General features: G+C 56.7%; 12 protein-coding genes. 5 read left to right on the top strand and 7 right to left on the bottom strand.

Going from position 1 to position 12,575, the window contains the following annotated elements:
• The first annotated feature begins 41 nt into the window (after positions 1–41).
• Both BUA39_RS11860 and BUA39_RS11855 read left to right on the top strand, forming a co-directional pair.
• Positions 42–674, top strand: a complete 633-nt coding sequence (locus BUA39_RS11860) for a ribonuclease HII (RefSeq protein WP_072793523.1) — start codon at positions 42–44, stop codon at positions 672–674.
• Between the two features lie 120 nt (positions 675–794).
• Complete coding sequence (locus BUA39_RS11855) at positions 795–1,907, top strand: site-specific DNA-methyltransferase (RefSeq protein WP_072793423.1); 1,113 nt, start codon at positions 795–797, stop codon at positions 1,905–1,907.
• Between the two features lie 214 nt (positions 1,908–2,121).
• Here the strand turns inward: BUA39_RS11855 and BUA39_RS11850 are convergent, their stop codons facing one another.
• Both BUA39_RS11850 and mutY read right to left on the bottom strand, forming a co-directional pair.
• On the bottom strand, positions 2,122–3,255 hold the full coding sequence (locus tag BUA39_RS11850; protein ID WP_072793522.1) for an alkane 1-monooxygenase: 1,134 nt from the start codon (positions 3,253–3,255) through the stop codon (positions 2,122–2,124).
• A 64-nt stretch (positions 3,256–3,319) separates the two neighbouring features.
• Complete coding sequence (mutY, locus tag BUA39_RS11845; protein ID WP_072793422.1) at positions 3,320–4,381, bottom strand: A/G-specific adenine glycosylase; 1,062 nt, start codon at positions 4,379–4,381, stop codon at positions 3,320–3,322.
• An 83-nt stretch (positions 4,382–4,464) separates the two neighbouring features.
• Between mutY and BUA39_RS11840 the strand changes: the two genes are divergently transcribed.
• Together BUA39_RS11840 and BUA39_RS11835 are read left to right on the top strand one after the other, a co-directional pair.
• Positions 4,465–4,965 (top strand): DUF721 domain-containing protein, encoded by a 501-nt coding sequence (locus BUA39_RS11840; protein ID WP_072793521.1) that lies wholly within the window; start codon positions 4,465–4,467, stop codon positions 4,963–4,965.
• Between the two features lie 14 nt (positions 4,966–4,979).
• A complete protein-coding gene (locus tag BUA39_RS11835; RefSeq protein WP_072793421.1) occupies positions 4,980–5,636 on the top strand; it encodes a thioredoxin domain-containing protein in 657 nt (218 codons plus the stop codon).
• Between the two features lie 47 nt (positions 5,637–5,683).
• On the opposite strand, the gene lpxK is transcribed toward BUA39_RS11835, so the two are convergent.
• Positions 5,684–6,694, bottom strand: coding sequence for a tetraacyldisaccharide 4'-kinase (gene lpxK / locus BUA39_RS11830; protein WP_072793420.1), 1,011 nt, complete (start codon positions 6,692–6,694; stop codon positions 5,684–5,686).
• A complete protein-coding gene (locus BUA39_RS11825; RefSeq protein WP_072793419.1) occupies positions 6,694–7,911 on the bottom strand; it encodes a 3-deoxy-D-manno-octulosonic acid transferase in 1,218 nt (405 codons plus the stop codon). Before BUA39_RS11825 ends, lpxK begins: the two co-directional genes overlap by 1 nt.
• Before the next feature lie 140 nt (positions 7,912–8,051).
• On the opposite strand from BUA39_RS11825, the gene BUA39_RS11820 reads away from it, so the two are divergent.
• Complete coding sequence (locus tag BUA39_RS11820) at positions 8,052–8,795, top strand: glutamine amidotransferase (RefSeq protein WP_072793418.1); 744 nt, start codon at positions 8,052–8,054, stop codon at positions 8,793–8,795.
• On the opposite strand, the gene BUA39_RS11815 is transcribed toward BUA39_RS11820, so the two are convergent.
• From BUA39_RS11815 to BUA39_RS11805, 3 genes are all read right to left on the bottom strand, one after another.
• Positions 8,792–9,577, bottom strand: a complete 786-nt coding sequence (locus BUA39_RS11815; RefSeq protein WP_072793417.1) for an inositol monophosphatase family protein — start codon at positions 9,575–9,577, stop codon at positions 8,792–8,794. The two genes, BUA39_RS11820 and BUA39_RS11815, sit on opposite strands and share 4 nt — an antisense overlap.
• Positions 9,564–10,910, bottom strand: coding sequence for a TldD/PmbA family protein (locus BUA39_RS11810; RefSeq protein WP_072793416.1), 1,347 nt, complete (start codon positions 10,908–10,910; stop codon positions 9,564–9,566). The genes BUA39_RS11815 and BUA39_RS11810 overlap by 14 nt, the downstream gene beginning before the upstream one ends.
• A 128-nt stretch (positions 10,911–11,038) precedes the next feature.
• Positions 11,039–12,541, bottom strand: a complete 1,503-nt coding sequence (locus tag BUA39_RS11805; RefSeq protein ID WP_072793415.1) for a DUF2125 domain-containing protein — start codon at positions 12,539–12,541, stop codon at positions 11,039–11,041.
• Positions 12,542–12,575 lie beyond the last annotated feature (34 nt).

Genomic DNA, 12,575 nt, shown 5'->3' with positions numbered 1-12,575 from the left:
TTTTCTTGCGGGGGGCGGGCACATGCGCTTTGTGGATGGCCATGATAAAGCCAGACTATGAATTGGAAAAACTCGCGATCTTTCGCGGCGCGACCAGTGTTGTGGGCGTAGATGAGGTGGGGCGTGGGCCACTGGCAGGGCCGGTGATGGCGGCGGCTGTTGTGCTGAACCCGGAACATATTCCCGAGGGGCTGAATGATTCTAAAAAGCTCGGTGTGAAACGACGGGAACTGCTTTATGTGCAGATCCTTGAAACCGCCGACGTTGGCTTTGGTGAAGCCTCGGTTGAAGAGATTGATGAGATCAACATTTTGCAAGCCAGCCTTTTGGCGATGCAACGCGCCGTCCACAACCTGACGACTTTGCCAGATTACGCATTGGTCGACGGCAAGTTCATCCCCAAAGCGCTGAACATTCCTGCGGAAGGCGTGGTCAAGGGGGACGCAAAAAGTGTCTCGATCGCAGCGGCGTCAATTGTGGCGAAAATTAGGCGCGATCAGCGGATGGAGTCTTTGGCGCAACAGTTTCCGGGATATGGCTGGGAACGCAACGCCGGATATCCGACGCCAGAGCACAAAGAAGCTATCCACAGGCTGGGGATAACACCACATCATAGGCGTTCATTTAAGCCTATCCACAACATGTTGTATCAAGGAAAAAACCTAACTTCTTGATTCAAAAAACAAATTGACCTCGAATCCCGTTTCGTCGATCCTGTGGATAACCAAGAGCATAAAAATGCCGGGTTAAAAACATGAGCCGAAAAATCGGCCAACGCTACTGAGGCAGTAAAAATGACGAATAAACCCAAGAAAAAGGGCGCGGCAGCGCTCCCTTTAAACACGATCCTTGATGGTGACTGCATCGATGTGATGAACAGTCTGCCAGAGAACTCGGTCGATTTGATCTTTGCAGATCCCCCCTACAACTTGCAGCTCAAGGGCGATTTGCACCGGCCTGACAATTCCAAAGTCGACGCGGTGGATGACGAGTGGGATCAATTCGCGTCCTTTGCGGCCTATGACAAATTTACACGCGAATGGCTGGCTGCGGCGCGTCGTTTGTTAAAGCCGACAGGCGCGATCTGGGTGATTGGCAGTTACCACAATGTGTTCCGCATGGGTGCAGAGCTGCAGAACCAGGGTTTTTGGATTTTGAACGACGTCGTCTGGCGCAAATCGAACCCAATGCCAAACTTCCGCGGCAAACGGTTTACCAATGCGCATGAAACCATGATTTGGGCGTCCAAATCTGAAGGCTCTAAATACACCTTTAATTACGAAGCGCTAAAGGCGCTGAACGAAGGCGTGCAAATGCGCTCTGACTGGGTGCTGCCGATTTGCACCGGACACGAGCGTCTGAAAAACGAAAACGGTGATAAAGCGCATCCGACGCAAAAGCCCGAAAGCCTGCTGCATCGCGTGCTGGTTGGCTCGACCAATCCGGGTGATGTTGTGCTTGATCCGTTCTTTGGCACCGGCACAACGGGCGCTGTCGCCAAAATGCTGGGTCGAGAGTTCATCGGGATCGAACGCGAAGCGGCTTACCGTGAGGTGGCTGAGAAACGCATCAAGTCCGTCAAGAAATACGACAAAGAAGCGCTGGAAGTTTCGACATCGAAACGTGCGCAGCCACGTGTACCTTTCGGCCAATTGGTTGAACGTGGCATGCTGCGTCCGGGCGAAGAACTCTATTCCATGAACGGGCGTTACAAGGCCAAGGTGCGCGCCGATGGCACTTTGGTGGGCAAGGATGTCAAGGGTTCCATTCACCAGGTGGGCGCAGCCTATGAAGGTGCGCCAAGTTGCAATGGCTGGACCTACTGGACCTACAAAAAAGAGGGCAAGAAGGTTCCGATTGACCTTTTGCGTCAGGAAATCCGTGCCGAGATGGCACGGCCGAACTAAGCCGTCATTTCACAGGAATACTTTGGCGGGGTGTTATACCCCGTCCATTGGACCCTCAGTTGATAGAGGTACCGCCGGTGCCTGTGGACTGACTTACACAAGGCACCATGACTTGCCCCGCCAGCTTTGGCGGGGTTTTTTGGTTGAGGGGTTACAGGGGCTTTGCCCCTCAGCGCTTTGCGCTTTCACCCCAGAGTATTTTTACAAAGGTGAACTAGCGCGGCAGAGGATTCGTGGCGTTTTTGTAGGGCTGCCAGTCGGTGATCTGCGGGTAGTTGGCTTTGCGCCAGGCGCGGACCTTTGGGTTCATCACACGCCGCCAGATCGGTGGGACCATCGCTGCCATCGTCATTATGGGGTAGCCGTAGGGCAGTTGCGGCGCTTCGTCGGGATCATAATTCTGCAAAAGCGGAAAGCGCCGGTCGGGTTTGTAGTGATGGTCAGAATGACGCTGCAGATTGATCAACAGCCAGTTGGACGCTTTATGAGATGCGTTCCAACTGTGGCGCGGTTTGACGTGCTCATATTTACCGTTGCCAAGGTGTTCGCGGGTCAGGCCATAGTGTTCGACGTAGTTTACAAGTTCCAGCTGCCAGATTGCGACAAAGGCCTGCAGGAGGAACAGACCAAGTCCTGCCCAGCCACCGATGAGGGCCGCGGTGGCAAGCATCAGCGCCTGCAGGGCCCAGTAGCGAAAGAACGGGTTGCGTCGGTCTTTCCAAGGCAGGTTTTTACGGCTGAGCAGATTTTTCTCTGCTGCGAAGGCGCTGATCAGAGATTGGCGCAGGACGCGCGGAAAGAACCTGTGGAAGCCTTCGTTATAGCGGGCGGTCACGGTGTCTTTGGGCGTACCAACATAGATGTGGTGCACCAAAAGATGTTCGCTGCGAAAGTGCGAATATAGCACCATGGCCAAAAGGATGTCCCCAAGCCAGCGTTCAAGGCGATTGCGTTGGTGCATCAATTCGTGACTGAAGTTGATGCCAATTGTGCCGGTCATCACACCGACGCCAAAGAACAATCCGATGGTTTCCCATGTTCCCAGATGCGGAGCGTTGATCGCGTAGGCCATCGCTCCGAACAGCGTCACAAACTGAAGGGGTGGCCAGATCAGTGTTACGACGCGATACCAATGGAGCGCCGTTTCAGGCGTATTAGGGTCCAAGTTCTCAAGATTTAGTCCTGTTGCTGCATCAAGAATGGAAACCAGATACCAAGCCGCAAGCGGCACCATCACAACCCACCAGCCGCCCATGATCGCGCTTAGCCAGACAAGGGCAGGCAAGATCAAAGGCAGCCAGAAGGGCAGCGCCTTGGCCAGAGATGGGGTGGTCTTCTTATCTGTCATTGCGGTTCCGATCTGCTCGTCCTCGCGCGTTTGATCTGCATATTGCGTCGCAATCGGGCGCGGATCAATTGCCAGATTTTGCTGACGCCAAGTCAAAGGCTTTGCGCATCACGGTGGGCAGGTCGCTTGGTCGGAATTCATCCAGTGTCAGGAATGCGCCGACCTTTGGCGCACGATCCATCGGCACCAGCGCGGTTTTGACCGTGAGGCGCAGATGGAAATGTGTAAATGTGTGGCGCGCTTCGGTTGGCAAGATTTTCCACTCTGCGCGGATCGGGGCGCTATGATCTGGGACGCTGCCCTCTTGCCAGTCCGATCCGGGCCAGCCCAGCATGCCTCCCAAAAGACCGCTGTCTGGACGTCGCTCTAGCAAAATCGCTCCGTCCACTCGGCGGGCAATATAGACGGTCCCAAACCGGGTGGGTTTTGGCTTTTTCGGGGTCTTCTTCGGTAGTTCTGTCGCTGTGCCGTTGGCGCGGCCCTGACATGGTGTGCGCCATGGGCAGATGCCGCAAGCAGGGTTTTTCGGCGTGCAGATCGTCGCGCCAAGGTCCATGACCGCCTGCGCGTAGTCGCCCGGGCGTTTGCTGGGTGTCAGTTCGGCTGCCAATTGGGTCAGTTCGGGCTTTGCGACCGGCAACGGCGTGTGCACATCGTAAACCCGCGCCATCACCCGTTCGACATTGCCGTCAACCACCGTTGAAGGCTGATCAAAGGCAATCGCACTGACTGCACCTGCAGTATAGGGGCCGATGCCGGGGAGTTTCAGGAGGTCGTCATAGTGGCGCGGGAACTGGCCTTGATGGTCCTGCGCGACCAGCCGCGCGCATTTCAGCAGGTTGCGTGCCCGTGCATAATATCCCAGACCGGCCCATTCGCCCATGACGTCTGCATCTTTCGCCGCAGCCAGATCTTGCACTGTCGGCCAACGCGCGGTGAAACGCAGGAAATAATCTTTGACCGCCGCCACCGTGGTTTGCTGCAACATGATTTCAGAAAGCCAGACGCGGTAAGGGTCAGGCAATACCCCAGCCTGCCGGTCAGCAGGGCCAACGCGCCAAGGCATGGCGCGGGCATGCCGATCATACCACTCTAGCAAATCCGCGGCTTTCGGCTGCTCACACAAGTGTTATACCCTTTCTTGAAAACTCTCTGGTCATGGGGCCGTTGGGCTTTAGAATAGTGTCGCAGGAAAGGATGCAAGCCCGGATGCGCAAATCTTCTTATAAAGGCTTTCAGCGCACGTCGACGTTGTTGCGTGACCGCATTCGCAAGGCGGGCGAAAGTCGTGGGTTTGCAGTGACGCGGGTGTTGACCCATTGGGCAGAGATCGTGGGGCAGGATATTGCCGCCATCTGTAAACCGGTGGATATCAAATACGGCCGTCAGGGCTTTGGCGCGACATTGACGCTGCTGACCACCGGCGCAAATGCGCCAATGCTTGAAATGCAGAAAGAGCAACTTCGGCAGCGTGTGAATGCGGCCTATGGATATAACGCGATCACGAGAATGCGTATCACCCAGACCGCCCCCAGTGGGTTTTCCGAAGGTCGGGCGCAATTTGGCGCCCAAACAAAAAGCGCTCCGAAAGAAACAAGTCCCGAGGTGGCGCGCGAAGCGACGCAAATTGCGGCGCCTGTTCACGACGAAGGCTTGCGCGATGCGCTTGAAAAGCTCGCGTCAAACGTATTATCGAAATCAAAACACTAAGGAACCTGACTGGTATGAACCGTTTGATCCCCATTGCTGTTGCGCTTCTGATCGGTATCGGAGGCGGGGCCTTCTACTTGTCGCAAGGCAGCGAACCCGCTGTTGCGCAAACCAGCGTCGAAACACCGGATGCATCTGAAATGGACACATCTGGCGTGCAAGAGATGATCCTGGGCGATGCCGAATCGCCGATCACAATGATCGAATATGCGTCCTTCACCTGTCCGCATTGCGCGAGCTTTCATGAGAACACTTACCCAAACCTGAAAGCCGATTACATTGACACCGGCAAGGTCAAGTTTGTGTTCCGCGAAGTCTACTTTGATCGCTACGGTCTCTGGGCGTCGATGATTGCGCGCTGTGGTGGGCAGGAACGCTTCTTTGGCATCACGGACCTTCTGATGAAGAGCCAGTCTGAGTGGGCGCGTGGAGATGACCCGGTTGAGATTGCAGACGCGATTCGCAAAATCGGTCGCCTTGCAGGTCTACAAGATGAAGCGCTGCAATCCTGCCTTCAGGATGAAGACAACGCCAAAACGCTCGTTGCTTGGTATCAAACCAACGCGGCCAAAGACGACGTCACGGGCACGCCAAGTTTTGTCATCAATGGCACAAAATACAGCAACATGTCCTATGGCGACATGAAGGCTATTCTGGACGGATTGCTTTAATCAGCCAGAACCTCGACGTTTCGCGCCCTCGGTCCAGCCGGGGGCGTTTATGTTTTTGGTGGGGTGGTATCCAAAAGCTTGTCCAACAAAGCATCGACCGGTGACCAGTCGTTCAACTCCAGTCGGACAGGCAGGCTAAGAACGCTTGTCCGATAGGCCTTGGGCAAACGCACGGCATCCTTTTCAGTTGTCACCAATTGCGCGCCAAGCCGTTTGGCATCGGCATCAAGCCGCGTCAGCAGGCTGTTTGTCAGCGGCTGGTGATCATCAAGCGCGTGGGTTTGCACCAAATTGGCCCCAAGACCGCGCAGCGTTTCAAAAAATTTCTCGGGGCGGCCAATACCTGCAAAGGCAACAAAAGGTGTGCCTTTCCAATCCATACCGGTGGGGAGCGGTGCTAAAACGCCCTTGGCGCGGGGCAATTCGATGCTGGTGGACCACGTCGTTTCAAATCGCTCTTGTGCCTTGTCTGGCCCGATTGTCAGGATTAGATCGGCGCGCTTTAGTCCAGCTTTGACTGGTTCGCGCAGGGGGCCTGCGGGGATGCATCGACCGTTCCCAAAACCGACATGCGCGTCTACGACGACGATTGAGGCATCCTTGGCAATCGCCGGGTTCTGGAAACCATCGTCCAAGAGGATGATATCCGCCCCGGCAGCGACCGCAGCGCGTGCGCCTTCGGATCGGTCTTTGGCGACCCATGTCGGTGCAAATGCCGCAAGCAGCAGTGGCTCGTCCCCGGTTTCAGACGCCGCGTGCGTACGTTCATTGACCTGAACTGGTCCGGCCAACGATCCTCCGTAGCCGCGCGTCACCACATGCGCCTTCACACCACGCGCTTGAAGGCGCTGCAGCAGGGCAATGACCGTGGGTGTTTTTCCGGTGCCGCCGGCGTTGATATTACCGATGCACAGAACCGGGACAGGCGCGCGATAGGATGGCGGTTCGGCGACCCGTTTTGCCGTTGCACGCGCGTAGGCCGCTCCGAGAGGTGCAAGCAAGCGCGCCTGCCAACCGGGCGCGTCCGGACTGTTCTGCCAGAACCGAGGTGCGCGCATCAGGAAATCCCCCGTTGATCCATGGCGTCGTTCAAATGATCGATAATCCGATCGCTGACCAGCGCCCCTTCGGACACCACTTCCCATCCAGCATGCACCATCTTGGCAACCTTATCCGGTGCCATCAAGCTGGCGAGGGCGGCGGAGAGCGTATCGGCGTCTTTCACAATGCGTGCGGCCCCTGCTTTGGCGAGGCGTGAGTAGGCCTCAAGATAATTGCTGATCCCGGGGCCATAAAGAATCGCCGACCCCAGCGCTGCAGGTTCAAACGGATTGCTTCCGCCTTGGCCAGAGACCAAAGAGCTGCCCAGAAAACTCACCGGTGCGATGCGGTAGAACAAGCCCAGTTCACGCGCATCTTCGGCCAAAAGGATATGGGTTTTCTCCTCAGGCATCTCACCATTGTCCCAAAGCGACACGCGCCAGCCGCCATCCTCGCAGGCCGTCAGAACGGCCCCTGCATCAAGCGGATCCTTGGGCACAATGATCAGCACCATGCGCGGAGAGAGGCGAATGCTGGCGCGGTGCGCGGTAAGAACCGCCTCCAACTCTCCTTTATGCAGATAGGACGCCAACCACACCGGGCGGCCTTTTAGGGCCTCGCCTAGGTCTTCGAGGTCGGTTTCAACACAGCCAAGTGCGGGGTTGTCTTCTTGCAGCGCGCCACTGTCATCGATCAGCGCTTGTGGTCCCAGAATGCGCCGCAATCGAAAGGCGCTTGCCGGGTCAACCGCATAGATGCGCCCGAACAGATCAAGCGTGGCGCGCAGACTATCGGGTATCCAACGCAGGCTCTTATTTTCAATCGCAGGTTCCGAGGCGTCGACCAGAACCATGGGCACACCGGTCTTTTGTGCGCCAGACAGTAGGCTAGGACGCAGCCACCGCCCCTTCCAAATCAATACATCCGGCTGCCAATGATTTAGAAACTTGGCCACATCCAACGGATTCTCCGAAGGGCAGTTGCAGGACAAAACCCCCTCTGGCAAGTCGGTCATCCGTGGCTGATCGGGCCCTTGCGTTATCAAAATTTGGCACCCGCCCCGCTGCTTCTGCAACCGCTGACCCAATTGCAACAGCTCCCGATAGTGACCGGGTTCAGCGCAGTGGAGCCATATCAGGGCCTTATCCCGGTCGCGCGACAGGTTTGGGCTCCACGCCAATGGTTCCCGTCGCGCAAGCGTCAGATAGGTTTTCAGGGAAAGAGAGGGTGCCATGAGACTCCAGATTAGGCGCAAGCCGGATTTGGGGACAAACTATTGCCTCGCTTGACGCACCACAAGTGGCCCTCTGCCCGTTGACCTTGCCCAATGGATAGGGCACCTAACTTCGACGACTGATTTCTATGAGGGCAGCGATGAAGCCTTTCCTGATCCTGCAACTGCGCCCGGAAGCGGAAGCCAGCGATAATGAATTCGCCGCAATCCTGCAAAAATCGGGGTTGAGCCGCGACAAGGTACATCGTGTTCAGTTGGATCGCGAAGACTTGCCCGAAGATTTGCAATTGGATGACTACTCTGGCGTGATTGTTGGTGGTGGTCCCGGCTGTGTCAGCGACGCGCCTGAGAAGAAAACACCTGTTGAAGCGCGCATCGAAAAGGCTGTGCTTGGCCTTATGCCAGATATCACGGCCCGCGATTTTCCGTTTCTCGGCTGCTGTTATGGCATTGGTGTTTTGGGTCACCATCTGGGGCGAGTGGTCAACAAAAACGCTTATGCAGAGCCGGTCGGCACCTCGGATTGTACGTTGACCGATGCCGGGCGCGCCGACCTGCTGCTCGAAGGGTTGCCCGATGCCTTTCAGGCTTTTGTCGGCCATAAGGAAGCGATGCAGACCTTGCCTGACGGGTGCACACATCTCGTATCGTCGCCCACTTGCCCCTATCAGATGGTGCGCTTTGGGCAAAATGTCTATGCGACGCAATTCCATCCCGAGGCAGATGCCGCAGGTTTTGAAGTGCGGATCGAGATCTATAAACACAAAGGCTATTTTGACCCCACAGAGGCCGATCAATTGGTCGCGATGTGCCGCGCGGCCGATGTGCATGCGCCTGAACTGATCCTTAAGAACTTTGTCACCCGCTACAGTCGCGGTGCTTAACGCAGCGCCGAGAGCAACTGGCCATGCAGTGCAACATTTGCGGTGACGACGCCCGGCAGACGCGGGTCAGCGTTGTTGAATACCAATGGCGCCCCCGATTTGTCGGTCACAGTCGCGCCCGCTTCCTGCAACAAAATAGTCCCCGCAGCGATGTCCCATTCCCAGGTCGCGCGCAATGTGAGCATGGCGTCAAACTGACCATCGGCCACGAGCGCAAGACGATAGGCCAACGAAGATCGATGGCTGCGCGCGAATTCCGGCGGCAGGTCTGACCAGTGCTTCGGGTCCATCGTCGGGCGCGCCGCAAGAACCGAAGCGGTGGCCATGTCGGATTTTCTGCTTGGCTTGATTTGCGCACCGTTCAGCTTAGCACCCAAACCATACGCAGCCGTATATAAAAGATCTCGTTGCGGCAGAAAGACCACGCCCGCCACGATCCGTCCGCGTTCCGCGATCGCAAGCGAGTGTGCCCATGTGTTGCTGCCCTCAATGAAGCTGCGCGTGCCATCGATGGGATCGATGATAAACACGCGTTCACACCCGAGCCGCTTGTTGTGCGGCGGGGTTTCTTCGCTCAGCCAGCCATAATCTGGGCGCGCTGCCTGTAACTCGGCTTCGAGCATTTTGTTGACCGCAAGGTCGGCCTCGGTCACGGGGCCAGCGCCATCTGGCTTGTCCCAGACCTCTGGCGACCCCTGCGCAAACTTGCTGGCGATGCGGCCGGCCTCTTGCGCGGCTGCCTTCAGTAGGTTCAGGTCGCGCGCATAATCACTGACCGGCAAGGGTCATTCCTTCGACCAGTAGGGAGGGTACGACGCGCGATAAATGGTTCCGGCCATCATTTGCAGGGATAATCGAACGCAGCATGTCGCGCAGATTGCCTGCGATGGTGCATTCATTGACTGCATAGGTGACTTCGCCGTTCTCAACCCACAGCCCCGCCGCCCCGCGAGAATAGTCGCCGGTGTTTGGGTTGATGGTCGAGCCGATCAACGATGTCACAAGCAATCCGGTCCCCATGTTCTTGATCAGGTCATCGCGGCTTTGTGTGCCCTGTGTCAGGGCAACATTCCACGTGCTGGGTGACGGCGGGCCGCCAACACCGCGCGCGGCATTGGCTGTGCTGGTCATCTGAAGTTTGCGCGCATTTGCCAAATCCAAAGTCCAGCCGGTCAGAACGCCATCATCCACAATGGCACGTTTTTGGGTCGCAAGCCCTTCGGCATCAAAGGGACGAGAACCAGAGACACGCGGTCTGTGCGGGTCTTCGACCAAGGAGATACCCTTGGGAAGGACCTCTTCGTGCAAGGCATTTAGGAGCCAAGACGACCCGCGCGCAATCGCTGCTCCGTTCACGGCCCCAAGCAGATGCCCAATCAGCGAACTCGAGATGCGTTCATCAAACAACACCGGATAGGCTCCGGTAGGCGGCTGTTTCGCATGCTGACGTGCAAGCGCGCGTTCGGCAGCGCGCAGACCGATTTCTGCCGGATCGCGCAGGTCTGATTGGAACACGCGGCTGTCGCCATCGTAGTCGCGTTCCATCGCCGCTCCCGTGCCCGCAATTGCAACGCAGGATGTCCCGCGTTCTGTGCGCGTGTAGGTGCCGGTAAAGCCGTTGCTGGCGGCAAGTTGCACCTCGGTTCTGCCAAAGCCTGCGCCCGCAGATTGAACCTGAGATATGCCGTCTATCGCAAGCGCTGCGGCCTCTGCCGCCTGCGCATCTGCTTGCAGTGTTTCCGGTGCGGGTTCTGGCGTTGGATCACATAATTCGAGCGCTGCCAAATCCCACCCGGACGCCAGCTGTGCGGCGTCAGCCAATCCAACATAGGCGTCCTCTGGCGCTTCGCGGGCCATGGCCACGGCACGCTCTGCCATTTCGCGGATGGTTTCGGGTTTGGTATCAGAGGCCGACACATTCGCCTGACGTTTGCCCACCAAAACACGCAAGCCGATGTCCGTTCCCTCTGACCGCTCTGCATGCTCCAGCTTACCAGCACGTACATCAATAGAGACGGAAGTCCCGCTTAGAGCCATCGCATCCGCCGCATCCGCCCCGGCTTTCTTTGCTGCGTCAAGCAACTGAGCGGTGAGAGTTTCGAGCTGGGAGGTCATGTTATCTCCGTGGATGGTTCAAAGCGTGCCGTTGTGGCGCGTTCATCAGACTGTGCCAGCGGCACTATTCTTGCGGGTGAGCGACCAAGCCTAGCCTGTCGCTCACCGCGGTTTCGCATTGATCGCTTTTATTTAATGCGCTGACCGTTGGCCAGCACATGACCCTCTTCGTTGACTTCAATCGTCGAACGAAGCTCATCTTCTGCAGGTCCCGCAACGGCAAAGAGGCCCATCATCATACGCGCACCCATGGCTTGTTCTGCGGAAACGAAGCCCATCTGTACGACTTTGTCGAGCAAGCCATTGCCACCCAGCAGTCGGAAATCAGCAGAGCCCAATGGGCGCGGCATACCGTCAAAGCTATCCAGATCAGAATTGTCGAAGGTGAAGTTCCCCAGACCGGTCAATTCGGCCCCGGCAATTTCCACGACGAGGTCCTTCAGGCTCAGGGAGAGAAGCTCGCCGGGGAATTCCTCGGCATCTTCGATCTCTGGGTTCGTTAGGTCTTCTGTCAGAATTGCGGTCCCATCGAGGTCAAAGCTGACGGTCGCAGGCTCACGTGGCAGAACTTCGGATGGGTCAAAGATATTCCACAGAACATCTGGAACAGCCACACCAGCAAAGGTCAGGCCAAGACCGAAATCTTGTGGCTGATCAGAGGCAGCTAGCGGCATCACAAACTTGTAGCCGATCTCTTCCATTGCGAACGAAATTGGGAAGGGCAGTTCCGCACCCGTTGCTGAAATCGAAAGGTCCTTCGCTCCGCCGAGATACCGCAGACCGTCCTCGCCAATCGCCATTTCCAACTCGCCAACACCCGCATTGCTTTGCAATGAAAAAGCCTGTTCATTTTCCACGACATTCATCGAGACAGACGAACTGCCCTGCGTGAATGTGCCGCCGGTTGAAAAACCACTTGTGAAAAGCGCATTCGGGTCTTCGAGATCGAATTCAATGGGCATCGACGCGGTGCCATCAAAACCCACGTCGCTTAGCGCGCCCTTTAGAGCGACGTTTACGCCATCATCCGCAATCTGCATATCGTAGGTGAGGCTGCCCACCGACATGGTTTGCGCCATATCGCGCGTCGCGCCAACTTTAACGGACGAAGAACCAGAGACGTTGTTCATAACCATCGACATCTGGATGTCGTCGGGGGCGTCCTCCTCGACGATTGTGAATTCAGTAATCGCCACAGCGATGCTTGTGGCATCATATTGATAGGTCAGATCATCTGTGTCGCCGGAAACAAGCGTCGTCGCGTTTGATAGGTCCATTTCCATGACCACGCGAAACTCTTCGCCCTCGGCCTCGCCTTCGATGACCATGGTTGAAGTGCCCGGCATGTCAATCGAGACTGTGCCATCACCAAGGTTCTGAAACGCCATATCGGGCATGGTGATTTCGAAGGTACCATCTGCCTCAGGAACCGAGAATGCCATGGTGACTTCACTGACCAACAGGGTGTCAGAATCTGTGGTCTCTGTCGCTGAGACGGTGTAGCCGAAGCCTTCTAAATAGGATTTCCAATCGCCCCAGACTTGCTGTGCGGTCACATCGGCGAAGCCTGCAGATGCTGAAAAAACGCAGGCCAGTGCGGTGGCCCCGGATAATTGAGTCCAACGGGACATGATGAACCTTTCCAAACAATGAAATTCGCTCCCA

Origin of the sequence: Cognatishimia maritima (genome assembly GCF_900129685.1) — a bacterium.
GTDB lineage: Bacteria > Pseudomonadota > Alphaproteobacteria > Rhodobacterales > Rhodobacteraceae > Cognatishimia > Cognatishimia maritima.
This window is presented reverse-complemented; position numbering and strand designations above follow the sequence as displayed.